The 23875-nt window shown below is 71.5% G+C and carries 21 protein-coding genes; 12 read left to right on the plus strand and 9 right to left on the minus strand.

Features of this window, described 5'->3' with window-relative positions; translation table 11 throughout:
• Nucleotides 1-64 precede the first annotated feature (64 nt).
• The 4 genes from AB0C28_RS06360 (at nucleotide 65) to AB0C28_RS06375 (ending at nucleotide 5275) form a co-directional block, all read left to right on the plus strand.
• Nucleotides 65-823, plus strand: coding sequence for an ATP-binding cassette domain-containing protein (locus tag AB0C28_RS06360; RefSeq protein WP_357841256.1), 759 nt, complete (start codon nucleotides 65-67; stop codon nucleotides 821-823).
• Nucleotides 823-1548, plus strand: coding sequence for an ABC transporter permease (locus tag AB0C28_RS06365; protein ID WP_358073259.1), 726 nt, complete (start codon nucleotides 823-825; stop codon nucleotides 1546-1548). The genes AB0C28_RS06360 and AB0C28_RS06365 overlap by 1 nt, the downstream gene beginning before the upstream one ends.
• A 97-nt stretch (nucleotides 1549-1645) precedes the next feature.
• Nucleotides 1646-3685 carry a spermidine synthase gene (locus AB0C28_RS06370; RefSeq protein WP_358073260.1) on the plus strand — a complete coding sequence of 680 codons (2040 nt, stop codon included), beginning with the start codon at nucleotides 1646-1648 and terminating at the stop codon, nucleotides 3683-3685.
• A gap of 393 nt (nucleotides 3686-4078) precedes the next feature.
• Entirely contained in the window at nucleotides 4079-5275 is a 1197-nt protein-coding gene (locus AB0C28_RS06375; protein ID WP_358073261.1) for a cytochrome P450, read from the plus strand.
• Nucleotides 5276-5391: 116 nt separating this feature from the next.
• On the opposite strand, the gene AB0C28_RS06380 is transcribed toward AB0C28_RS06375, so the two are convergent.
• Nucleotides 5392-6972 (minus strand): LCP family protein, encoded by a 1581-nt coding sequence (locus AB0C28_RS06380; RefSeq protein WP_357841267.1) that lies wholly within the window; start codon nucleotides 6970-6972, stop codon nucleotides 5392-5394.
• A gap of 133 nt (nucleotides 6973-7105) precedes the next feature.
• Complete coding sequence (locus AB0C28_RS06385) at nucleotides 7106-8194, minus strand: neutral zinc metallopeptidase (RefSeq protein WP_358073262.1); 1089 nt, start codon at nucleotides 8192-8194, stop codon at nucleotides 7106-7108.
• 555 nt (nucleotides 8195-8749) lie between these two features.
• On the opposite strand from AB0C28_RS06385, the gene AB0C28_RS06390 reads away from it, so the two are divergent.
• Nucleotides 8750-9619, plus strand: a complete 870-nt coding sequence (locus AB0C28_RS06390) for a LysR family transcriptional regulator (RefSeq protein ID WP_106244972.1) — start codon at nucleotides 8750-8752, stop codon at nucleotides 9617-9619.
• A gap of 362 nt (nucleotides 9620-9981) precedes the next feature.
• Here the strand turns inward: AB0C28_RS06390 and AB0C28_RS06395 are convergent, their stop codons facing one another.
• Both AB0C28_RS06395 and AB0C28_RS06400 read right to left on the minus strand, forming a co-directional pair.
• Nucleotides 9982-11331 carry an ATP-binding protein gene (locus tag AB0C28_RS06395; RefSeq protein ID WP_357841273.1) on the minus strand — a complete coding sequence of 450 codons (1350 nt, stop codon included), beginning with the start codon at nucleotides 11329-11331 and terminating at the stop codon, nucleotides 9982-9984.
• Complete coding sequence (locus AB0C28_RS06400) at nucleotides 11324-11998, minus strand: response regulator transcription factor (protein WP_357841276.1); 675 nt, start codon at nucleotides 11996-11998, stop codon at nucleotides 11324-11326. The genes AB0C28_RS06395 and AB0C28_RS06400 overlap by 8 nt, the downstream gene beginning before the upstream one ends.
• Before the next feature lie 127 nt (nucleotides 11999-12125).
• Here AB0C28_RS06400 and AB0C28_RS06405 point away from each other — a divergent pair, with 127 nt between their 5' ends.
• From AB0C28_RS06405 to AB0C28_RS06415, 3 genes are read left to right on the plus strand one after another with little or no spacing between them, the layout of a single operon-like run.
• Nucleotides 12126-13286 carry a DUF2092 domain-containing protein gene (locus tag AB0C28_RS06405; RefSeq protein ID WP_357841279.1) on the plus strand — a complete coding sequence of 387 codons (1161 nt, stop codon included), beginning with the start codon at nucleotides 12126-12128 and terminating at the stop codon, nucleotides 13284-13286.
• Nucleotides 13283-14254 carry an ABC transporter ATP-binding protein gene (locus AB0C28_RS06410; RefSeq protein WP_357841282.1) on the plus strand — a complete coding sequence of 324 codons (972 nt, stop codon included), beginning with the start codon at nucleotides 13283-13285 and terminating at the stop codon, nucleotides 14252-14254. The genes AB0C28_RS06405 and AB0C28_RS06410 overlap by 4 nt, the downstream gene beginning before the upstream one ends.
• Nucleotides 14241-15266, plus strand: coding sequence for an ABC transporter permease (locus tag AB0C28_RS06415; protein ID WP_358073263.1), 1026 nt, complete (start codon nucleotides 14241-14243; stop codon nucleotides 15264-15266). Before AB0C28_RS06410 ends, AB0C28_RS06415 begins: the two co-directional genes overlap by 14 nt.
• A gap of 80 nt (nucleotides 15267-15346) precedes the next feature.
• Here AB0C28_RS06415 and AB0C28_RS06420 read toward each other — a convergent pair whose 3' ends face one another.
• Together AB0C28_RS06420 and AB0C28_RS06425 are read right to left on the minus strand one after the other, a co-directional pair.
• Nucleotides 15347-16078 (minus strand): YcnI family protein, encoded by a 732-nt coding sequence (locus AB0C28_RS06420; RefSeq protein WP_358073264.1) that lies wholly within the window; start codon nucleotides 16076-16078, stop codon nucleotides 15347-15349.
• Between the two features lie 47 nt (nucleotides 16079-16125).
• Nucleotides 16126-16662 (minus strand): MFS transporter, encoded by a 537-nt coding sequence (locus AB0C28_RS06425; RefSeq protein WP_357841291.1) that lies wholly within the window; start codon nucleotides 16660-16662, stop codon nucleotides 16126-16128.
• 148 nt (nucleotides 16663-16810) lie between these two features.
• On the opposite strand from AB0C28_RS06425, the gene AB0C28_RS06430 reads away from it, so the two are divergent.
• Entirely contained in the window at nucleotides 16811-17269 is a 459-nt protein-coding gene (locus AB0C28_RS06430; protein WP_346109332.1) for a hypothetical protein, read from the plus strand.
• Between the two features lie 9 nt (nucleotides 17270-17278).
• Here the strand turns inward: AB0C28_RS06430 and AB0C28_RS06435 are convergent, their stop codons facing one another.
• From AB0C28_RS06435 to AB0C28_RS06445, 3 genes are read right to left on the minus strand one after another with little or no spacing between them, the layout of a single operon-like run.
• On the minus strand, nucleotides 17279-18019 hold the full coding sequence (locus AB0C28_RS06435) for an ATP-binding cassette domain-containing protein (protein ID WP_357841294.1): 741 nt from the start codon (nucleotides 18017-18019) through the stop codon (nucleotides 17279-17281).
• A 5-nt stretch (nucleotides 18020-18024) separates the two neighbouring features.
• On the minus strand, nucleotides 18025-18813 hold the full coding sequence (locus tag AB0C28_RS06440; RefSeq protein WP_357841296.1) for an ABC-2 family transporter protein: 789 nt from the start codon (nucleotides 18811-18813) through the stop codon (nucleotides 18025-18027).
• Nucleotides 18806-19630 carry an ABC-2 family transporter protein gene (locus AB0C28_RS06445; protein WP_357841299.1) on the minus strand — a complete coding sequence of 275 codons (825 nt, stop codon included), beginning with the start codon at nucleotides 19628-19630 and terminating at the stop codon, nucleotides 18806-18808. Before AB0C28_RS06445 ends, AB0C28_RS06440 begins: the two co-directional genes overlap by 8 nt.
• A 216-nt stretch (nucleotides 19631-19846) precedes the next feature.
• Between AB0C28_RS06445 and AB0C28_RS06450 the strand changes: the two genes are divergently transcribed.
• From AB0C28_RS06450 to AB0C28_RS06460, 3 genes are all read left to right on the plus strand, one after another.
• A complete protein-coding gene (locus AB0C28_RS06450) occupies nucleotides 19847-20824 on the plus strand; it encodes an alpha/beta hydrolase (RefSeq protein ID WP_358073265.1) in 978 nt (325 codons plus the stop codon).
• A gap of 110 nt (nucleotides 20825-20934) precedes the next feature.
• Nucleotides 20935-21771: a siderophore-interacting protein gene (locus AB0C28_RS06455; RefSeq protein ID WP_358073266.1), complete on the plus strand. Its 837-nt coding sequence runs from the start codon at nucleotides 20935-20937 to the stop codon at nucleotides 21769-21771.
• A gap of 315 nt (nucleotides 21772-22086) precedes the next feature.
• Nucleotides 22087-23784 (plus strand): serine/threonine-protein kinase, encoded by a 1698-nt coding sequence (locus tag AB0C28_RS06460; protein WP_358073267.1) that lies wholly within the window; start codon nucleotides 22087-22089, stop codon nucleotides 23782-23784.
• The last annotated feature ends 91 nt before the right edge of the window (nucleotides 23785-23875 follow it).

Raw genomic sequence — 23875 nt, forward strand, 5'->3', positions numbered from 1 at the left:
CCTCATCCTATCCAACTTGCAGTGACCCCAAAATTGTGGTTACTTAAATTTTGGAGGCGATGAAATGATCAAGACCAAGGGTCTGAGCAAGATCTTCAAGGGCGGCAACGAGGCCGTCAGAGGCGTCGACATCTCCGTGGAACCGGGGGAGATCGTCGGCTTCCTCGGCCCGAACGGCGCCGGCAAGACCACGACGATGCGCCTGCTGACCACGCTGCTGCGCCCCACGGCCGGCACCGCGACGGTGGCCGGCCACGACCTGATCGGCGCGCCGAAGCAGGTGCGCCGGCGCATCGGATACGTCGCGCAGAGCGGCGCCATGCCCCCCGTCTCGCCGGTGAAAGGCGAGCTGGAGCTGCAGGGCATGCTGTACGGCCTGAGCCGGCGCGAGGTCGCCGCCAGGGCGCAGGAGGTGCTGGCCCGGCTGGAGCTCACCGGGCTGGAGACCACGTTCCCCGCCGCCCTGTCGGGCGGGCAGCGCCGCCGCTTCGACCTCGCGTTCGCCCTGCTGCACGACCCGGCGCTGCTCTTCCTCGACGAGCCGACCACCGGCCTGGACCCGCAGAGCCGGGCCGGCTTGTGGGACCTCATCCGCTCGCTGCGCGCCGGCCAGGGCATGACGGTGTTCCTGAGCACCCATTACCTGGACGAGGCCGACGCGCTCTGCGACCGGGTGCTGATCATCGACCACGGCCGCATCGTGGCCGAGGGCGCTCCCGCCGAGCTCAAGACCGGCGGGCGCACGCTCGACGAGGTGTTCCTCGACATCACCGGCAGATCGCTGCGCGAGCAGGGCGGCGCGCTGACCGGGAAGGAGGCGTGATGCCGCGCGAGACCTGGGTGCTGTTCCGCCACGGCCTGAGCGTCACCCTGCGGCAGAAGGTCGGCATCGCGTTCGGCGCGATCCAGCCGCTGCTGTTCCTGGTGCTGTTCGGGCCCATCTTCGCCACGTTCGGCACGTGGGAGACGCTGGTGCCCGGCCTGATCCTCCAGCTCGGGCTGCTGAGCACGGGCATGGCCGGGTTCGGGGTGGTCTTCGACAAGCGCATGGGCGTGCTGGAGCGGATGCGCGTCACCCCGGCCAGCCGGCTGGCGCTGCTGCTCGGGCGGGTGCTCAACAACGTGGTCACGCTGATCCTGCAGACGGCGCTGCTGCTCGCGGTGGCCTTCGCCCTCGGCCTGCGGGCCCCGGTGGGCGGGCTCGCGGCCGGGTTCGTGCTGGTCGTCGTGCTGGGGGCGAGCCTGGCCGCGCTGTCGTACGCGATCGCGCTGACGATCGACGAGCACCTCTTCCCGCCGGTGATGAGCACCGCCGTGATGCCGCTGATCCTGCTGTCCGGCGCGCTGCTGCCGATGTCGATGGCGCCGGGCTGGCTCGTCGGCCTGTCCTACCTCAGCCCGTTCCGGTACGTGCTGGAGGCACTGCGCGACCTGTTCGCCGGCCGGTACACGACCGGCACCGTGGCTGTCGGCGTGGCGGTCACCGTCGTCTTCGCCGCGATCAGCCTGACGATCGGCACCCGGGTGTTCGGCCGCGAACAGGAGTGAGGAAGGGGCGAGCGCCCCCACTCACCGTGCGCGACCGGCATTTCTTCCGGAGCGTCGGACTTCCTTGTTCTCCGTCCGTTCACTACGGTGAGACATCATGACGCTCCAGGCGCAGAAGCCGGTCGACGACGGAGAAAAAGCACACTGGCTGGCCGTGCGGCCGAGGCTCATCCTCGCCAGTGCCTTCATGCTCTTCCTGGAGCTGGCGCTGATCAGGTGGACCGGGTCCAACATCGTCCACCTCAGCTATTTCACCAATTTCGTGCTGCTCGGGTCGTTTCTCGGCATCGGGCTCGGCTTCCTGCGCGTGGGGCGCTCGCGGCGGCAGCCCTACTACTCGCCCGTCGTGCTCGCCGTGCTCGTCATCGTCGTGCTGACCTTCCCCGTCACCGTCGACCGCAACACCGAGGGCGTCCTCTACTGGACGAGCCTGTCCACCAGCGGGCCGCCCGCCTGGGCGATCCTGCCGGTGATCTTCTGCGCCGCCGCCGTGGTGCTGATGGGGCCCGCCGAACTGGTCGGGCGCTGCTTCCCCGAGCTGCCCCGCCTGGAGGCCTACCGCTACGACCTCATCGGCAGCCTCACCGGCATCGTGGCGTTCACGGCGCTGTCGTTCCTGAGCGCGCCGCCGGTGTTCTGGGGGCTGATCGCGGCCGCCTGCTACGGCGTGCTCCTGGCGCCCCGGCCGCGCACGCTCTACGTGCTGCTGGTGAGCGTGCCGTCCGTGGCCGTGGTCGGGCTGCTGCTGGCCGAGACGCTCACCGCCGGGGCCATCTGGTCGCCGTACTACAAGGTCACCACCCGGCAGCTGCAGCAGCTCGGCATCCCCGTCACCGACATCGCGGTCAACGGCATCCCGCACCAGCAGGCCGTGCCCGCCGCCGCGCGCCTGCAGTGGGAGGCCCAGTACGGCCTGCCGTACGAGCGCACCACCAAGCCCCCGAAGGACGTGCTCATCGTCGGCGCGGGCAGCGGCACCGACGTGGCCATCGCCCTGTCCAAGGGCGCGGGCAAGGTCGACGCCGTGGAGATCGACCCGAAGCTGCGCGAGCTCGGCGGCTCCGTCCACCCCGACCGGCCCTACGACGACCCGCGCGTCACCACCCACGTCACCGACGGCCGCGCCTTCCTTGAGCGCACCGGCGACAAGTACGACCTGATCCTCTTCGCCCTGCCCGACTCGCTCACCCTCGTCTCCGGCGCCAGCTCGCTGCGCCTGGAGAGCTACCTGTTCACCGAGGAGGCCATGCGGGCCGCCCGCGCCCACCTGCGGCCCGGCGGCACCTTCTCGATGTACAACTACTACCGGGAGAGCTGGCTGGTCGACCGGCTCGCCTCGACCATGCAGCGCGCGTTCGGCCACAAGCCGTGCGTGGACGTGGTCAGCACCGCCGGGCAGCAGGCCGTGATCACCGCCGGCCTGGCCGCCACCGACCAGCGCTGCGCCACCGAATGGCCGGGCGCCGCCGCGGGCACCCCCGAGCCGGCCGGTGACGACCGGCCCTTCCTCTACCTCAAAGACGCCACGATCCCGCCGATCTACATCATCACGCTCGGCCTGATCCTCATCGTCAGCCTGCTCGCCGTGCGCGTGGTGGCGGGCCCCTACCAGCGGATGCGCCCGTACGCGGACCTGTTCCTGCTGGGCGTCGGGTTCATGCTGCTGGAGACCAAGAGCGTGACCGGGTTCGCGCTGCTGTTCGGCACGACGTGGGTGGTCAACGCGATCGTCTTCGCCGGCGTGCTCGTCGCGGTGCTCGCCGCCGTCGAGGTGACCCGCCGCTTCCGCGTCCCGCCCCTGCCGGTCATGTACGGCGTGCTCTTCGCCGGGCTGCTGCTGGCCTGGCTCGTGCCGAACGAATGGCTGCTCGGCCTGCCGCTCCCGGTGCGGGCGGTGGCCGCCGTGACGGTGGCGTTCCTGCCGATCTTCGCCGCCAACGTGATCTTCGCCAAGCGCTTCGCCGAGACGGCCGACGCCACCACCTCCTTCGGCGCGAACCTGCTGGGCGCCATGGTCGGCGGCTGCCTGGAGTACGTGGCGCTGGTGATCGGCTACAAGGGCCTGCTCATCGTGGCGGCCCTGCTCTACGTCGGCGCGCTCGTCCTGCTGCCGAAGAAGGATTCCGCCCTGGTGTGACCGGCCGTTCGAGAATGATGGAATTGACTTCGACAATTGATTGACCACCGGTCAGGAGATTTGTTCTTCCGGAGGTTGATTTGTCGCCGGTCGCGAGGTGAGGTAGAGATATCGGGTACGCTCCGATAACGGTGATCGTCCGTTGAAAAAGGGGAAATTCCTCTTCCCCGTCGCCGGGGGCACGGCCGGCCCGGCGACACCCGTGCGATTCCCGGAACTCCTGGCTCGGCCGGGTGAGCGCCGCACTCGCCGCGGGAATTTCGGGACGGCTCGGCGAACAGCCGGGGAATCGGCCCGCGGGTTGCCGCGCCGCCCCGCGGGCCGCTTTCATGACATGACCGGATTCCGCGCGACCCCGTTCCGAAATCGAATCGACTCACCCGGAGAGGACGCATGCTGGAGGAGATGCTGCCCGGCCACGAAGGGCTGCTCGCCGACCCCTATCCCGCCTACGCCCGGCTGCGCGAGTCGGGCGCCCCGCATTTCGTGAAACTCCGCGGCGGCCTGTACGGCTGGCTGGTGACCCGCTACGACGACGCCAGGGCCGCGCTCGCCGACCCGAGGCTGAGCAAGGACCCGCGGCACGCGCCCGCCGACTGGCAGGAGGCGGGGCGCGGCCGGCCGCTGGAGGACCGGGCCGGCCTCGGCACCCACCTGCTCACCACCGACCCGCCCGAGCACACCCGGCTGCGCCGCCTGGTCTCCGGCTTCTTCACCCCGCGCCGGCTGACGGAGCTGCGGCCCGGGATCGAGGAGGCGGCCCGCGCGCTCGCCGCCGGGCTGACCTCGGGCGACGACCTGGTGGCGGGGTTCGCGGCGCCGCTGCAGTCGGGGGTGCTGTGCGACGTGCTGGGCGTGCCGGTGGCCGACCGTACGGACTTCCAGCGGTGGACCACGGCGGTGGTGTCGTCGGAGGCGGTGGCGGGGGAGAGCCGGCCCGAGGCGCTGCGGGCGCTGGCCGGTTACGTGCGCGGGCTGGTCGAAGGCAGGCGGCACGCGCCGGGCGACGACCTCATCAGCACGATCACCGCCGCCGCGCTCGACGGTGACCGGCTCAGTGAGGACGAGCTGCTGTCGATGATCTTCCTGCTGCTCGTCGCCGGGCACGAGACGACCGTGGGGCTGATCGGGCTGGGCACGTACACGCTGCTGCGCCACCCCGGGCAGCTGGAGCTGCTGCGGGCCAGGCCCGAGCTGATCGAGCAGGCCGTGGAGGAGTTGCTGCGCCACGACGGCCCGGTCGAGCTGGCCACCTGGCGCTTCCCGCTGGAGCCGGTGCAGCTGGGCGGGGTGCTCCTTCCCGCCGGGCAGCCGATCCTGGTGGCGCTGGCCGCCGCCAACCGCGACCCGCGCCGTTTCACCGACCCCGACCTGCCCGACCTCACCCGGACGGACAACGCGCACCTCGGCTTCGGCCATGGGCCGCACTACTGCCTGGGCGCCCTGCTGGCCCGCCTCACCGGCCGCGCCGCGCTGAGCGAGGTCGTCCGGCTGCCGGGGCTGGCCCTCGCGGTGCCGCCGGAGCGCCTGCGCTGGCGTGCCAGCCTGACCGTGCGTGGGCCCGTGAGCCTTCCGGTGACGTTCGGCTGACTCTCCGGGCTCACCCCGCCGGTTCCACCCCCTGGACCACGCTCCTGGCCCCTTCCAGAGGCCCCTTCCAAGAGGGCAGGGTCGAGGCCGCAGAGCTCGTCTTCTAGAAGCTGGGGTCAGAGGCCGCAGAGCTCGTCGAGGCCCTTGGCGCCGGCTCGCTGCGAGTTGCGGGTGGGCGTCTGCGTGGGCCGCTGCGGCGTCGCCGTGCGGGTCCTGGACGCCGCCACGCTCGGGGAGGCGCTGACATTGGCCGTCTGCGCCTGCCGGGCCGGGCGCAGCGAGTCGTTGATCGCCTTCTTGGTGGCCGTACGGATCTTGGCCCAGTCCGGCCGGCCCGAGTAGAACTCCGGCGGCACGAACTGCAGACTGGAGATCTTGGCTTCCTTGACCTTGACGGCCAGTTCGAGGAGCGGCTGCACCAGGTGCCGGGGGATGTTCGTCTGGGCCAGCCGCTTGGCCGCGCCGGCGATCTTGTTGAACCGGGTGAGGATCACCGTGGGCGTGGCCTGCTGCGCGAAGGCGCCGATGACGCAGCGCTGGCGGCCCATCCGGGAGAAGTCGTCGCTGCCGACGCGGGAGCGGCCGTACCAGAGGGCCTGCTCGCCGGTCAGCTTGCGCTCGCCGGCCTTGATGACGCCGGCGGTGCCGTACAGGCCGCCCCACTTGACGTCCTGCTCCACCTTGATCCGCAGGCCGCCGATGGCGTCCACCAGGTCGGCGAAGCCGTACATGTTCATCAGCATGTAGTAGTCGATCTTGAGGTTCAGCGTGTAGCCGATGGCGTCCATCAGCGCCCGCGGGCCCTTGTTCCTGCCGCCCATGAGCTGCGGGTTGTCGTTGGCGTACTGCCAGACCTCGTTGAGCAGGCCGCCGTTGGGCAGCTCCGCCATGAAGCCGTTCGGGAACTGCTTGTGCAGCGGCGAGGACGGGGGGAAGCGGACGTGCTGGAGGTTGCGCGGGAGGCTGAACAGCACGGTGGTGCCGGTCTTGAGGTCCACGCTGGCCACGTTCATGCTGTCGGTGCGCACGCCGGTCCTGTTGCCGGCCGCGTCGCCGCCGATGAGCAGGAAGTTGACCCGCTCCTTGCCGTCCCAGGGGTCCTCCGGGTTCTGGGCGACGGTGGGCGTGTCGGCGTCGGGCTCCGAGGGGAAGATCGAGCCGACCGCGTCGCGTACGGTCAGCACGCTGTTGGCGGCGAGAGCGAACGGCGACATGACGGTCACGCAGAGCAGGCCCACCGCGATGCCGGTGAAGATCTGGCCCTGCTGGGGCAGCTTGTTCGGCCCCAGCGCCACGTAGGAGGTCACCAGCAGGGCGAACCAGGCCAGGGCCAGCACCGAGGCGCCGATGACCACCGCGAGCATCGCCCCGTCGCCGGCCAGGCCGGCCGCGTTCGACAGATCGCCCGCCACGCTCAGGCCGTAGGCCAGGACCGCCAGCAGCAACACCGCGTACACGCTGACGAGGATCAGCCCGGTACGGCGGTGCCCGGCCCGCAGGTGAGCGGCGCCGGGCACGATGGCCGACAGGGCGGTCCAGCCGAGGACCGCGCCGGGCGTCAGTGGCTTGGCGAAGCGCGGGGCGGCGGGCGCGCCCGAGGGGCGGCCGGCGCCCCGCTGGGCGTTCGGCCGCGATCGTCGGATGGGGCGCCGTTTCTTGCCTTCTGGCACGGTGTCTACCCCATCGCGCTTGCTCACACCCGGCTCCTTACACGCCTACCAGGCAAAACTGACGTTTGCCCCCCGATGGGCACAAGATTGCCAGGATTCTAGTCCCCATATCTGGACAACAGAGACATGTGCTCAACATGAGATGAATGCCACGCGGCTGTCAGGAGACCGTCGACGAGGGCGCCAGCCACGTATTGCACTGGTATGTCTTGCTTCTCTCCCATCCCTGACGGAACCAGCGATTGTTGTTCACCGGCTTGCCGTGATCGCGCGGCCGGCCCGGCCAGTCGCCGACCTGACCGTAGAACCAGAACAGCCGGCTGCGCTGGGAGGTGTTCACCGGGTACGACGACGCCACCGACCGCATCCACATGCCGGCGAAGCAGGTGGCCTGCAGCTCCAGCCGGCGGCTCAGCGCCAGCTTGCCGCTCTGGCTGCCGGAGTCGAGGGTCGAGGACCACCAGGAGTTCATCAGGCCGGTGATGTTCTGGACGTGGTGGCCGTACTCGTGAGCCATCATGCTGATGGTGCCGCCGTGCCAGCTGATGATCTCGCCGTACCCGGGGGAGTTGCCGACGCCCGACGCCAGGGCCGAGGTGGAGGCGTAGATGGTGCTGTTGCGCGGGCAGTAGTACGGCACCATGCTCCCCGGCGAGGGATAGTCGCCGCAGGCGCCCCTGCCCTTCCTGGACGCGATGGCGTAGCTGGGCGGGCGGAACTGGATGCCCTGCTTCTCCAGGATCGGCTGCCACGCCTTGTCCATGCACCTGCCGGTCTTCAGGATCAGCGCCTTGAGCTGGCTGTGGTTGAACTGGTTGATGTTGCCGCCACGGCAGTTGAGCCGGGGCAGCGAGCCGGCCCGGTACATCGAGTTGTTCCTCAGGCTCGTGTTGACCGACACCCTGGCGGGCGGCGTGACCCGCGTCGTCGGCCGCTGGGTCGGCCGCTGGGTCGGCCGCTGGGTCGGCCGCTCGGTAGGACGCTGGGTCGGCCGCTCCGTGGGACGCTCGCTGGGGCGCGCGGGCCCGTCGCTGGAATACGGATCGGGCTCGTAGTCGTCGTCGGGGTCGTACGTCGGGATCGCGACCGGGTTCGAGGTGTCCGAGCTCGACGAGCTGCCGATCGCCGCGACCGCGATGACGAGCAGCACGAACACCGCCGCCAGCGAGCCGAAGATCGTGCCGAGCACCCCCGCGACGCCCATCCCCGACTTCTTCTGCGGCGGCCGCTGCCACTGCTGCGGCGGCATGGGCGGAGGCATCGGGGGCGGCATCGGGGGCGGCATCGAGGGAGTGGGCGGCGGGTATCCCGGCCCAGGACCGTACTGCGGAGGTCCGTACTGCCGGCCCTGCGGGGGTCCCTGCGGCGGCCCGTAGGGCGGCTGGCCGTGTTGCGGGTACGGCTGCTCCAGCGGCCGCGTCGGCGCGGGATGGTACGGATTCCCCCGCGGCGGCGGCGGTGGGGGAGGCGGCGGTGGCGGGGGAGCGCCCTGCCCGCCGCCGCCCGGCTGCCGGTAACCGGGCGGCGGCCAGGGCAACGAGGGTGGCCGCTGTGGCTGTCCTGGCTCATGTGGCGGGGGTGGATACTGCCCGTTCCCTGTCACCTTGTCTCCCCGTTTGCCCCGTTGAGTGCAATGCCTGGTTTGCGACGCGACTTGTCGGACCCTTGGCAAATTTGGGGCAAAAGCATACTGATTTAACACCCGTCACGGATGTAGCTGTGCTCGGTTACAGTCCGAAATCATTCGAGGTGATCTCCGCTATCTCCCGGTCCCGGCGGCGGGCGGTGTCCTAGCTTCTTTGGCATGAATCTCCAGCAGCTCCGCTATGTGGTCGCGACAGCGGAGCACCGCACCATGACCGACGCGGCCAGATCGCTCTACATCGCGCAGCCTGCGCTGTCTCGCGCGATCCGCGATCTCGAGCGTGAGCTCGGCATGACGCTCTTCGCCCGTTCCGGACGCGGGGTGGTCGTCACCGCGCAGGGACGCCGGGTGGTCAAGCTGGCGAGGGAGGCACTCGACGCGGTCCACGAGATCGAGGGCCTGGCCAACCAGAGCACGGCCACCGAGGCGGAGCTCCGCATCGCCGCCACCCCGAGCCTCGAACCCGGCCTGGCCGGACGGCTGCTCCCCGCCTACGCGGCCGAGCATCCGGGAGTGCGCGTGCACATCGTCCGCTGCGACGGCCGTGACGGCGTCGTCAGCGCCATCCGGGATCAGCGGGCCGACCTGGGTCTCACCGACCTTCCCGTGCCCACCGACCTCATCACCCATCCGCTCGAACGCCAGGAGATCGTGCTGATCTCACCGCCGGGGCTCGAACTGCCCAACCCGGTGCCGATGGGCAAACTGCACGGCATGCGCCTGGCGCTGCCCGCCCGCGGCAGCATGCGGCGCAGGGACCTCGACGCCATGTTCGGCAAGTACGCGGTCACCCCGGTCGTCGTTCTCGAGACCGACGAACGCAACGGCTGGCTCAACGCCGTACGCGCCGGGCAGGCCTCGCTGCTGTGGTACCGCGGGATGGCCGAGCAGGCCGGACGCGCGGGCCTGGTGGTGCGCTCGCTCGAACCCGCTGTGCGCCGCGTCATCGCGGTCGTGCACGCCCGCCGCCGCCTGCCGCTCATCGCCCAGGACTTCCTGGCCACCGCAGAAAAGGGGACAGCCGCCTGACCACTTTCGGAACGCTCCATGCCCATCCCCAGAGTCCATCCCCGAAGATCCGCACCACGATCAACTGACAGGGCCCGGCACACACCGAGCCCAGGGGGCCCGGCGACGACGCCGTGCCCCTGAGGGTCACCGGAATCCGCTGTCAGCTCCTGATCCGCAGCACCTCCCCGCGAACCCGCACCCGTGATACGCGCATGCCTCGTGCCTAGCACGCGGCCCGTCGGCTGACCAGGGCCTCGCCTCCGACAGGACGCAACCGGTCTCGCTCACGCGACGCCCGCCAGGCGAACGCACGCGACGCCGTCAGGTCCCGGCCCGCGCCACGGCGTACAGGTTCCGGCCCGCGTGCTCCCCTGACGGGGTCAGTCGCGGGCGACGGGCAGGGTGACCACCACCCGCAGTCCCGGCTCGGCGTCTTCGAGCGACACCGTCCCGCCGTGCGCCCGCACGGTCTCCCTGACGATGGCCAGGCCCAGCCCGGCCCCGCCCTCGTCGCGGCTGCGCCCGGTGTCGAGCCGGGTGAAGCGGTTGAAGACCCGTTCGCGGTCCTGCGCGGGAATGCCGGGACCGTCGTCGGTGACCGTCAGGACACCGTCGGCGGTCAGCGCCACCTCGACCTTGGAGGCGGTGTGGCGTACGGCGTTGTCCATGAGGTTCGTCAGCACCCGGCTGAGGTCGAGCGCGTCGCCGCGGACCACGACCGGGTCGCAGACCGTCAGCCGGGCCTCGGCGTAGCGGTCGGCGGTCTGCCGCACCACCTCGTCGAGGTCGACCGGCTCGCGCCGCGCGGGCACGCCGCCGCGCTCGTCCAGCCTGGCCAGCGCGAGCAGGTCCTCGGCCAGCCGGGACAGCCGCATGGTGTCCTCCAGCACGCCCTCGGCCGTCTCGCGCCAGTCCTGGCCCTCCGGATGCCCGAGCGCCACCTCAAGCTGCAATCGGATGCTGGCCAGCGGGCTGCGCAGCTCGTGGGCGGCGTCGGAGACCAGCGCCCGCTGGCGCTGCTCGGCCTCCTCCAGCCGCGACAGCATGCCGTTGAGCGTGGTGGCCAGCGAGTGCACCTCGTCCCGCGACTCGGGCACCGGCAGCCGGCGCGACCTGGCCGTGTGCGTGATGTCAGCCGCGCCCCTGCGCAGCGCCGCGATCGGACGCAGCGTCCTGCCGATCATCAGCCAGCTCGCCACCGCCAGCAGCACCACCAGCGCCGGCGTGCCGACCAGCAGCACCCGCCCGGCCGTGACGAGGCTGGTCTGGATCTCGGAGATGGGCCTGGCCGCCACGACCGTCTGCCCCCGGTCCGCGCGCAGCACGACGACCCGCAGGAACCCGGGGATCGCGTACGGCCGCCCGTCCAGCAGCGTCGCCTCCCCCTTCGCCAGCACCTTCGCCCTGGCCGACGCGTCCAGCAGCGGCACCAGCCGGTCGGTGCCGTACGTGACGTGCGTGATCCGCTCCCGGGAGTCGATGACCTGCACGAGCGTGCCGTCGTGCGTGGTGATCGGGCTGGTCAGCGTGCCCGCGTCGGCCGCCACACGGACGGCCTGCGCCTGCTGCCTGGTGCTCTCGTCCACGGTGCTCATCAGGGCCCGCTCCAGCGCGCTCACCAGCACCGACGCCGACAGGGCGAGCGCCAGCGCGAGCACGGCCGCGGCGGCCACCGTGAGCCTGAACCGCAGCCCCTGCCGCCGCCACCAGGCCAGCGGCGAGTCAGCCACCGTCGCCCGCCAGCCGGTAGCCCGCGCCGCGCACGGTCTGCAGCGAGTTCTTCCCGTACGGGGCGTCGATCTTGCGGCGCAGGTAGCCGACGTACACCTCGACCACGTTGGGGTCGGTGTCGAAGGTGTCCCACACGTGCTCCAGGATCTCCGACTTCGACACCACCTCGTCGCGCCGCCGCATCAGGTATTCCAGCAGCGCGAACTCCCTGGGCGTCAGCTCGATCGGGCTCTCCCCGCGCTCCACCTTGCGCCTGGCCGGATCCAGCGACAGGTCGCCGGCGGTCAGCACCGACGGCCGCCGCCCGGCGTCGCGCCGCATCAGCGCCCGCAGCCGGGCCACCAGCACCACGTACGAGAACGGCTTGGTCAGGTAGTCGTCGGCGCCCAGGTCGAGGCCGTCGGCCATGTCGTACTCGCCGTCCTTGGCGGACAACATCAGGATCGGCACCCAGTTCTCCTCGGCGCGCAGCTGCTTGCACACGTTGTAGCCCGACAGCCGGGGCAGCATGATGTCCAGCACCACGACGTCGTAGTCGCCCTGCCTGGCCGCGTACAGGCCCTCCTCGCCGTCATGCGCGAGGTCCACGGCGAAACCCTCGGCTTGGAGCCCCCGCTGGAGCGCGGCGGCCATCCGCCGCTCGTCCTCGACGACAAGTACTCTCATGTGGCGATTCTCCTGTTCCGGCCCTGAGACAACGCTGAGAAGGCTGAGAGCCATCTCAGACTGTCTCAGGTCTGCCACAGGATCCATGACGCAGGCTCTGGGCATCGACATACCGTTAAGGAGTGAAATGCGCAGAGGCACGTTCGTGAGGTGGGGAGTCCCGATCGCGGCAGCGGCCGTGATCGGAGCCGCGATCGGCGCCGGCCCCGTCATCGCCGCCGTGAGTGGCGAGCCCACGCTGCCGGAACGCTCGGCGGCGCAACTACTGGCCGACGCCGTGGCGGCCACCCACAAGGAGGGTGGCATCGCGCCGATGTCCGGCACGGTGCAGCAGACGGCCTCGCTCGGCCTGCCGGCCCTGCCGTCGTCCGGACCGGCCTCGCCGTTGAGCCTGCTGTCGGGCTCGCACGAGGTGAAGGTCTGGTACGGCGCCGCCGACAAGCTGAGGGTGGCCATGCCGACCCAGCTGAACGAGACCAACCTGATCGTGAACGGCGGCGAGGGCTGGTACTGGGACAGCGCCACCAACACCGCCACCAAGCTGACCATCAAGAAGGGCGACACGCACACGCCGGCCACGCCGGTGCCCCAGGCCAGTGACCTGACCCCGCAGCAGGTGGCCGCGCGGGTGCTGGCCAACGCCGACGAGCACACCGCGGTGCGGGTGATCAACAACGCCGAGGTGGCGGGCCGCCCGGTCTACCAGCTCGTCCTGTCGCCCAAGGAGGAGGGCTCCCTGGTGCAGGAGGTGCGGATCGCGCTCGACGGCGAGACGTACGTCCCCCTCCAGGTCCAGGTATACGCCAAGGGCTCGGCCGAGCCGGCCTTCCAGCTCGGCTTCACCCAGATCACGTTCACGCCGCCGGCCGCCGAGAACTTCACCTTCACCCCGCCCGCGGGCGCCAAGGTGGAGGAGAAGACGATCGGCCTGGACGAGACGCACGAGAAGCGGGCCGAAGAGCACGCCGAGCGGGCCGAGCGGGTCGCGGGCGAGGCCAAGGTCGTCGGCGACGGCTGGGCGAGCGTGGCCGTGATCCCGTTCTCGCTGTCGGACCTGACCGCCGCGAAGCCCGACGCGTCCGAGCGGCCCGACGGCTTCGGCGACGGGGCCGACCCGCAGGCGCTGCTGGACGGCGTGCTCAAGTCCGCCACCCCGGTGAGCGGCACGTGGGGCTCGGGCAAGCTGATCAAGACCAAGCTCGTCACCGCCCTGCTGACCGACGACGGCCGCCTTCTGGTCGGCGCGGTCACTCCGGAGGAGATCACCAAGGCGGCGGGCACCAAGTGACCGCCGTCATGCAGGAAGCGGGGGCGCCCTTCGGGGCGGCCCCGCCCTCCGGGGACGCGATCGTCACCGAGGGACTGACCAAGCGCTTCCGCGGCGGCCAGGTCGCGGTGGACGCCCTCGACCTGGCGGTGCCGCGCGGCTCCGTCTTCGGCTTCCTGGGGCCCAACGGCTCGGGCAAGACCACGACGATCCGCATGCTGCTCGGCCTGGTGGCGCCCACGGCCGGCGAGTACTCCGTGCTCGGGCTGCCGCAGGCGGAGGCCTTGCCCAAGGTGGGCGCGCTGGTCGAGGGCCCGGCCTTCTACCCGTACCTGTCGGGCACGGCCAACCTCATGCGCTTCGACGCCGCCGACCCGTACGCGGTCCCCGGCACCGTCAAGCGGCGCGTCGAGGAGGCACTGGAGCGGGTCGGCCTGTCGGCCGCGGCCGGCAAGCGCTACCGCAACTACTCGCTCGGCATGCGCCAGCGCCTGGCCATCGCCGCCGCCCTCCTCGGCCCGCGCGAACTGCTCATCCTGGACGAGCCCACCAACGGGCTCGACCCGCAGGGCACGCGCGAGGTGCGCGCGCTGGTCAAGGAGATCGCCGCGGACGGCACCACGGTCTTCGTCTCCTCGCACCTGCTGGCCGAGGTCGAGCAGATGTGCACGCACGCCGCGATCATGCGCGCCGGCAAGCTCGTCGCGCAGGGCACGATCGCCTCGCTCAACGGCGGGCTGGTCACCCGCATCCGGGTGGAGACGCCCGACGAGGCCGGCGCGGCCCGCGTGCTGGACTCGCTCGGCTTGGCCGAGGTGCGGATCGAGGGCGGGCAGGTCCTGGCGGAGCTGGGCGGGCACGCGCCGGAGAAGATCAACGCCGCTCTGGTGGGGGAGGGCGTGGCCGTACGGGGGCTGGCCGTGGTGCGGCCGAGCCTGGAGGACGTGTTCGTGGGACTGACAGGGGAGGGCTTCGATGTCGACGGCTGAAAGCGCGACCTCGACGGCCACGCGGCGGACGCCCGGCCTGGTGCCGGTGACGGAGACCATGCGGACGACCGAGCGAACAGAAGAGCATGCGGCGGATCGCCCCGCGACGACCGGATCTTCTGGGCCTTCCAGACCTTCCGGGCCTTCTGGACAGGCGTCGGAGCCGGTCTCCGGGCGGGCTTCCGCGGCCCGGGCGACGTGGGCGTTCTGGCGGCTGCTCCGCTCCGAGCTGGGCCTGACCTTCCGCCGCCCGCGCAACCTGGCGATCCTCGCCGTGCTCGCCGTGGTGCCGGTCGTCATCGGCCTGGCCCTGCGCCTGGTCGGCGGCTCCGACGACGGGGTGGGCGGGATCATCCAGGCCGTCGCGGGCAACAGCCTGATGCTGACGTTCGCGTCGTTCTCGTTCCTGGTGCTGCTGCTGATGCCGGTGGCCGTCAGCGTGGTCGCGGGCGACTCGATCGCGGGGGAGGCGGGCGGCGGGACGCTGCGCTACCTGCTCGCCGCGCCGGCCGGGCGCACCCGGCTGCTGGCCGTCAAATACCTCAACGCGGTCGTCTACGCCTACGCGGTGACGGCGGTCGTGGCGCTGTCGGCGCTGCTGACGGGGCTGGCGCTGTTCCCCGCCGGGCCCGTGACGCTGCTGTCGGGGACGACGATCCCGATGCTGGACGGCCTGGTGCGCATCGCCATCACCGTCGGGTACGTCGGCGCGGGCATGGCGGCGCTGGCCGCGATCGCGCTGGCGCTGTCGGTGTTCACCGAGGTCTCCATCGGGGCCATCGCGGGCACCATGATCCTGGTCATCGTCTGCCAGGTGCTGCGGGCCTTCCCCGAGCTCAGCTCGATCACGCCGTACCTGCTGCCGACCAGGTTCACGAGCTTCGACGCGGTGCTGCGCAGCCCGATCGACACGGGGGCGCTGATGGACGGGCTGCTCACGTTCGGGGCCTACATCCTGCTGTCCGGCACGATCGCGTGGGCGCGCTTCTCCGGCAAGGACATCACGTCCTGACGGCGGCCGTCCCCGCGCACGCGGCGCGGGGACAGCGACGGGCCCGGAGGGCCTTCGGACGGGCGGGTCAGGCGGGCGGGTCAGGCGGACGGGCGGCGGCGCAGGCCGAGGAAGCCGACCACCACGCCGATGACGCCCACGACCAGCCCGGCCCCGCCGAGCAGCCGGGCCGTGCCGTCCGAGGACTCCGCGGACGCCGAGGCCGCGCCGGCCACCGGGCTCATCGTCGGCGCCGCCGCGGCGGCGGGAGCGGTGGTCGCGGGGGTGGAGGCGGTGGCGTCGGCGGCGGGCACCAGCTTGAGCAGCGGCGCCGGGTGCTCGGCCTCCGTGCCGTCCGTCTTGGGGGCATCCGACCAGTCCACGACCTCGCCGCCGGAGTACGTCTGCTTCGTCGGGAACATCAGCGAGTCGACGCCCTTGGGCAACTGCCCCATGGACACCTCGAACTCCTGGAACTCCCCAGGGGCGATCTTGCCGCCCGACCAGACGACCTTGGTGACGGCCTCCTTCAGCTCGCCGTACTCGGTCTTGACCGGCGCGGGCAGCTTGCCCTCGGTGACCTTGACCTTCCACCCCGGCACGGGCTTGACGGAGACGAAGGCCAGCGGATGGTCGGCGGGGAAGCTGACCTCGACCTCGGTGGTCGAGGCGTCGTCACGCTCGTTGGGCACCCGGAAGGCGACCTTGGTGAACCCGCCCGCCTCGGCGGTGCCGGGCTGGATGGTGACGTGGGCCAGCGCGGGCAGGGCCAGGCCGGCGGTGAGGGCGGTGGTGGCGGCGAGCACGGTCGCCGCACGGCGTACGAAGGACATGGGAAGGCTCCACTTGGTGTTCAGGGGGCAGGACAGGTGTCAGAAGGTCAGGCGGGAAGTGGAGGACCACGCCTGGCCACGCTGTGCCGGAACCCCGGCTGGAGCGGGACGACCCTGGTGTGCACGATCGCCGTGTACGGCCGCGGAAGAGGAACGCTCACGGGCGCGAGCGGCGTGAGCCGCCGGCCGAGGCGGCGCAGCAGCGACCACAGCGCGGCCTCGCCGCGCGACAGCCACAGGCCCGTGATCACCGTCGCCGTCAGGTGCGTGAGCAGCATGCCGGCGTTGACGGCCAGGCCGCCCTGGGCGTGCCCGTGCACCGACACATAGGCGGCGCCCTCGCCCGCGAACAGCTCGTGCAGCCCCAGCTGCGCCCCGACCAGCATCAGGTTGATCGTGCCCGCCGAGCGCTCCCTGCCGCCCAGCGCCAGCCCGAGCGCGGCCACGCCGCAGAACCCGAGCGCGGCGGTCGCCGGCGCGGGCGCCGATCCGCCGCCGAGGACGTGGGCGAGCGCGGCCAGAGCCCCGCAGACGGCGGCGAAGGCGGCCGTCCGCGCGAGCCTCAGGGGGAGTTGCGCACGCATGGGTGTGCCCCATGCTCTCACGGGGCAGGGTTGCTTGAGACCTCGAGTCCCAAGCTGTCCAATGCCATGTCCGAAATTGGCATTTGTCGCTAGGGTCGTGCCGATCCACGTTGACATTGAGGTGAGAACGTTGCGGCACTTAGGTGGTTTGCTCATCGGGCTTGTGGTGACGGTCGCCGTGCTGGGGGGCGGCGGCTGGGCGGTGCAGCAGGCCGTCGGGAACGCCGCGGCGAACCCTCCCGACATGCAGAAGATTTGGATCGCGCTGGGCGCGATGGCCGCCGTCGGGCTGGTCTTCGGGCTCGTGACGGCGGGCCGGATCTCGCCGCTGGCGACGTTCGTCCCGTCCATGGTCCTGCTGGCCTGGACGGTCGTCTACGCGCTCGACATGAACCGGGCGCTCTCCCTGATCCCGTCCGAGCCCTCGGTCAACCAGATCATCCGCGACGCCGGCTTCGGCGCCAGGACGATGCTCACGACCGGCGTCCTCGCCCTGATCGGCGTGGCCCTGTTCATCCCCGTCCTGATGCCGTCGCGCTGGTCGCGCCGGCAGGACGACGATCTTGACGAGGACTACGAGACCACGCCGGAGGGCAGCTACTACTGACCGGCGGCGCTACCCGCCGGTGTAGAGGCGGGTCACCACGTCCTCGATCGACGACTCCTCCGGGGCCGTGGCCATCAGGTCGTCGAGCGTGCCGTCGAACGCCAGCCGGCCGTGGTCGATCAGCATGACCCGGCGGCACAGGCGTTCGATGTCGCCGAGGTCGTGCGTGGTCAGCAGCACGGTCGTGCCTCGTTCGGCGTTGAGCCGCTTGAGGAACTGCCTGATGCCGTTCTTGCTGACCACGTCGAGCCCGATCGTCGGCTCGTCCAGCACCAGCACGTCCGGCGCGTGCAGCAGCGCCGCCGCCAGATCGCCGCGCATGCGCTGGCCGAGGCTCAGCTGGCGCACCGGCGTGCGCAGGAAGGCGCCCAGGTCGAGCGTCTCGGTCAGCTCGGCCAGGCGCGCGGTGAAGGCGCCGCGCTCCACCCGGTAGAGGTGGCGGATCAGCTCGAAGCTGTCCTTCAGCGGCAGGTCCCACCACAGCGTCGTACGCTGGCCGAAGACGACGCCGATGCGCCGGGCCAGCGTGGTGCGCCGGCGCGACGGCTCCAGCCCGGCCACCCTGACCCGGCCCGTGGTGGGGGTCAGGATGCCGCACAACATCTTGATCGTGGTGGACTTGCCCGCGCCGTTCGGCCCGAGGTAGCCGACGAACTCGCCCGCCGACACGGTGAAGGACAGGTCGCGCACGGCGTGCACGACGTCCCGCTTCACCTTGAACGACCGTCCCACCTGGTCAAGCTCGATCATGTACGTCAACTCCCCGTCGATCGGTAGTGCCGGATGCCCTGCCGCCAGGCCAGCGCGGCCACCAGGGCGAGGACCAGCGCGGCGGCCGGTCCGGCGAAACGCGTGTACTCGGGTGTCCCGAAGGGATCGTCGCGGCCCAGTACGTACAGGCCCGGCTGCCAGTTGACGAAGGCCAGCGGGAGCACGTACGTCACGCCCCTGACCACGTCGCGGGCGTAGATGCCGAGCGGATACTGGGTGAGCTGGTAGCTGCCGTAGGTGAAGGCGTTGACCACCTCCGGCGCGTCGGTCAGCACGAACTGCGCCGCGCCGGCGAGCGTCCACAGCGCCCCGAAGATGACGATCCCGGTGAGCACCATGACCGGGATCATCCAGACGCGCTCCCGGTCGAGGCCGAGCGCCGTGACCGCGTACCCGAGCACGAGGGCGGACTGGAGGATGCGGCCGATCCGGGTGATCTGGAAGCGGTCGGTGGCGAGCTGGATCCAGGCGCCGACCGGCCTGATCAGGAACGTGTCGAGGGTGCCGGCCTTGATGTGCGCGCTGACCCGGTCGAGGTTGCTGACGAACGTGTCGCAGCTGGTGAACGCCAGGGAGGCGGCCCCGTACAGGAAGAGGACCTCGTCGCGGGAGAAGCCCGCGAGCGTGGTGGTGTTGGCGAAGACGACCAGGATCACGGCGACGTCGATCGCGGCGATGACGAAGCCGAGCACGCTCATCAGCGCGAACGAGGCGGGGTACGCGGCGGCCGCCCTGGTCCACGTCCAGACCAGCCGGAAGTACGTCCTAACCACCCTGGATCACCACCTTGTGGCGGATCGCCCTGGTGCCGGCCGTGCCCAGCCCGAGCAGGACCACGGCCCAGAGCGCCTGGAGGGCGAGCGTCGGCGCCACCGGCGCCTTGCCCAGGTAGAGGTCCGTGGGCAGCTGCACCATGGCGGCCCACGGCAGGACCGCGGCCAGGTCGCCCAGCCAGCCGGGGAACAGATGAAGCGGGATCATCATGCCGCTGAAGAACGTGCTGAGGACCAGCGACACGACGGCCACGCCGCGGTCGTCGAGGAGCCAGCAGACCGACAGCGCGATCAGGTAGCGCCAGCCGAAACTGACGACGACGCCGAGCGCGAAACCGGTCAGGAAGGCCAGCCACTGGCCGGGGCCGGCCGGGAAGTGGATGCCGAACACCAGCGCGCCGACCAGCATTGGCGGGATGCCGCGGACCAGGAACAGGTAGGCGGCCCTGCCCGCGTCCTCGGCGAGCGTCCAGGCTTGGAGCGGCGCGGGGCGGACCAGGTCGAGCGCGATGTCGCCGCTGCGGATGCGCTCGGGCAGGCCGAGGCCGCCGCCGAACAGCTGCATCGGGCCGATGAACGCCTGCGTGACGAAGCAGTAGGTGATGGCGTCGGTCATGTCGTAGCCGGCCAGGCCGGGGCGGGCCTGCCACAGTGCGATGAGGATGTAGGCGCGCAGGATGCCGAAGACGCTGTTGGTGAACGCGCCGGCGAGCGCCGCCCAGACGTAGGTGGCGTGTTTGCGGAAGCCGTACCGGACGAGCCGGGCATAGAGCGGGATGGTTTGGCACCTCCGGGGGGTGATGGCACGGTTGCGCACCGTGCTTGGACCCGCGCACGGGTCTGTCGAGTGGGAAGCACGGAATTATCGGGGGGCCGTGTGGCGGCTCGCAACGCGATTAATCCCGGACAAATCCGGCGCTGGTGTGGTTCGTCCGCGTGTGGCGAGGCCGAAATGCGGGCGTAAGAGATTAGTTACCTACTGATGGGTAGGACGATCTTGAACGGGGGAAGAATCACTCTCGGAGGGTCGAGAATGCTCATCGACAAGGACGTGATACCCGGCTACCCCTTGAGCTGGCAGGCCCGCGCGCTCACCGGTCTCATGCGCGGCACGCTCAAGCCGGCCTCCAGTTTGCTGATGCGTCATCCCCTCGCCTTGTCGGGGGCGGCCCGCCTGAACGACCTCACCCGGATGGTCAAGGTGCCCCATCCCGGGCACGTGACGATCGAGCCGGCGGCCTTCTCCGCGTGCGGAGGTGAGTGGGTGCGTGGCGGGGAAAACCTGGACGAGGGCAAGGTGGTGCTCTACTTCCACGGCGGCGGCTACTTCTCGTGCTCGCCTCGTACGCACAGGTCCATCACCTGGCGGCTGTCGGTGGCGGCCGGGCGGCCGGTGCTGGCGCTCGACTACCGGCAGGGCCCGGTGCACCGGCTGGCGGACTCGCTGGCCGACGCGCTCGACGCCTACGACTGCCTGCTGGGCCGCGGGTACGCGCCTGAGGACGTCGTGCTGGCCGGCGACTCGGCGGGCGGCCACCTGACCCTGGCGACCCTGCTGGCCCTGCGCGACCGGGGCACGCCGCTGCCGGGCGCGGCCATCTGCCTGTCGCCGTGGGCCGACCTGACCGACGTGCCGCGCCGGGCCAACCGCTGGCAGGACCCCATGCTGCCGGCCGGCCGGGTGCGCTGGCTGGCGCGCAGGTGGACGTCGGGGCTGGACCCGTGGGACCCGCTGGTCTCGCCGGTGCACGGGGACTTCACCGGCCTGCCGCCGCTCATGATCGTGACCGGCTCGACCGAGGTGCTGCGGGACGAGGGCAGGCAGGTGGCCCGGCGGGCGCGGCTGGCCGGGGTCCCGGTGCGTTACGAGGAGTGGCCGCGGATGCCCCACGTCTTCCCGATCCTGGCCGACGTGCTGCCCGAGGCGCGGCTGGCCTTCGAGCACGTGTCCCGGTTCCTGGCGGCGGTGGGGGCGGCGTCGATGCCCGCGGGCGACTCGGCGGCGGCCTGACTTTTTGCCGGCCCGGCATTTCGCCTGTCCGGAATGAGGGGATTGGCATACGCCAGGAGGCCAGGGCAGTATAAGGTTAGGTATACCTAACTGCACCAGGGGGCTGTTCGATGGCGAACAAGCGCACGGATCATCACCGGGGCGTGGTCCAGCGGACCGAACGCATCTCCCGCCACATGGTACGCGTCGTCGTGGGCGGCGACGGGCTGGCGGACTTCGCGACGACGGGGCTCACCGACCACTACGTCAAGCTGGTGTTCCCGTACGAGGGGGTCGACTACCCCCAGCCGTTCAGCGTGCAGACCTGCCGCGAGCAGATGCCGCGCGAGCTGTGGCCGCGCCTGCGCACCTACACCGTGCGCGCCTGGGACCCCGACACCCGCGAGCTCACCCTCGACTTCGTCGTCCACGGCGACGAGGGCTTGGCCGGGCCGTGGGCGGAGCGGGCGGTGCCCGGGGACGAACTGCTCATGCTGGGTCCCGGCGGCGGTTACGCGCCCGACCCTGAGGCGGGCTGGCATCTGTTCGTGGGCGACGAGAGCGCGCTGCCGGCCATCGCGGCCTCGCTGGAGGCGCTGCCGGCGGACGCCACGGCGTACGTGCTGGTGGAGGTGGACGCGCCCGAGGACGAGCAGAAGCTGGGCACGGCCGCCGAGGCGCACGTGACCTGGGTCTACCGGGGCGATGGGCCCGTGGGGCTGCGGCTGGTGGAGGCGGTGCGGGCGCTGGAGTTCCCCGAGGGTAAGGTGCACGCGTTCGTGCACGGGGAGGCCGGGTTCGTGAAGGAACTGCGCCGGCATCTGCGGATCGAGCGCGGGATCGGGCTCGACCGGCTGTCGATCTCCGGCTACTGGCGGACCGGGGTCGACGACGAGGCGTGGCGTGAGGTCAAGCGCGAGTGGAACCGCCAGGTCGAGGCCGAGGAATCGGCCGCCATCGCCTCCTGAACCGCGCCGGGCGGCGGTGTCTTCTCGCGCCCGGCCACGATGCCTTTCGCACCCGGCCGCGGTGCTTTTCGCGCCCGGCCACGGTGGCCCGGCGGACCTCGTTCCCGCCCGGCACGGCAGGCGCGAAGTGCCACTTCAGACCGCTATGTCACAGCATTTACTTACCTAGAGGGAATGACAGCCTTACCTCCAATACCCCTTATGTAAGACATGCGGAAAGCCTCCACGGGAGCCGCCACAGTGTGCTTTGCCGTGACCCTGATCAGGAGAGGCGAAACCCGGATGGCGCGTGGGGCGAGGGACATGCCTGCCGGAGTGCGACCGCTGACGGTGGGCGACCCGGTCATCATCGGCCGATATCTACTCCTCGGCCGCCTGGGAACCGGCGGGATGGGAGTGGTGTATCTGGCCGAACACCCTCAAGGGGGCCTGGTCGCCCTCAAGACACCGCATGCGGTGCATCTCAACGATGCCACGTTACGGGCCCGCTTCGCCGAGGAAGTGGCTTTCTCGCGGAGATTGGTACCGTTCTGCACCGCCGCCGTCGTGGAGGACGGCACCGACAAGGACCGCCCTTACCTGGTCACCGAGTACATCCCGGGCCCCGCGCTCTCCCAGGTCGTCAAGGCCAAGGGGCCACTCCCGCCCGACCTCGCCTACGGGGTGGCGCTCGGCGTCGCGGCCGCGCTGGTGGCCGTGCACGAGGCGGGGCTCGTGCACCGGGACCTCAAACCGGGCAACGTGCTGCTATCCCCGCGGGGCCCGCGGGTCATCGACTTCGGCATCGCACGGGACGTGGACACGCTGTCCGCGCACACGCAGGCAGGCCAGGTCATGGGCAGCCCTGGATGGGTCGCGCCGGAACGGCTGACGGGCGGGTCCGCCGTGCCCGCCTCCGACGTGTTCGCCTGGGGATGCCTGGTGGCCTTCGCCGCCGGCGGGCACCATCCGTTCGGCGGCGGTGAGACCGACGTGCTGACCCGGCGCATCCTGTTCGACCCGCCGCGCGTGGAGAACGTGCCGGCCCTGCTGCGGCCCGCCGTCGAGGCCGCCCTGGCCAAGGAGCCCGGCGACCGTCCCAGGGCCGCCGACCTGCTGCGGGCGCTGCTGGCCGCCGGCGGGGTCGGGGATCCGTGGGACCTGCGGCACTCGGTGGCGGAGGTGCTGGCGGAGATCTGGACGCCGGTGCCGTATCCGGCCGGGGGAGGGCTGGTGCGGCTGGCGCGCTCGCCCGGCGACCCGGAGTCATCCGGAGACGAGGACGCCCCGTTCGTGGACCGTTCCGAAGCCGGATCCGTCTGGGGCGAGGGTTCCGGTGGCGGTCCCGATGACGCGGCCCCTGGTTCCGGGGGGCGTGCCGGCGACGCTGCCACGGGTCGGGGCGGTGGCCGGGACGAGGGCGGTACTGGAGGCAAGGGGCGGTCCGGGGCGCGAGGGCGGGGGAGCAGGGCGAAGTCGAGGGCGCAGCTCTCGCACGCGACGTTCGCCGCCCTGGCCACGGTCTCGATCGCGGCCCTCACCGTCATCGCGGCCTCGGGCGGGGACGGGACGAACATGGGAGGAGGCGCGCTCCTGCCCGCCGACCCGCCCGCCGCGCAGCCGCAGAGCAGTGCCGGCTCCACCGTGCGGCCCGCGATCACGACCAGGAATCCGCCCCCGGTACGCCTGGCGACGACCGCGCTGCCGTCGCCCGCCACGCCCACGGTGTTCGTCACGCGAACCCGTACGACCAGCCCGGTCTCCGTGCTCACGCCCGGACGCGAGCGCGACCGCAGGCGGAGCGTCGTCCCGACGTCGCACACGTTCGGCCCCGGCGACCCGGGCGGGAACGACCCGGGAGAGTGCGCGAACCCGGCGGCCCGCAGACGCGGCAACGCCGCGGCCAGACGGGACTGCCCGCGGCCCTCGGGCTCGATCACCACGATCCCGCAGGACGGACCTGGCGAGTCACCCGGCCCGACCCCCACCGTCACGACCACCCCGACCCCGACGGGCGGCACCACCGCCCCCTGAGCAGGTCAGGCCGGCGGCAAGTGAACAGGCCCCCGCCCCCTGAGCGGGTCGGGTGCGCGGCCGGTGCACATGAAAGCGGGCCGCGCCGGCG

The sequence above is a fragment of the Nonomuraea sp. NPDC048892 genome (assembly GCF_040649735.1).
Classification (GTDB): Bacteria; Actinomycetota; Actinomycetes; order Streptosporangiales; family Streptosporangiaceae; genus Nonomuraea; species Nonomuraea maheshkhaliensis.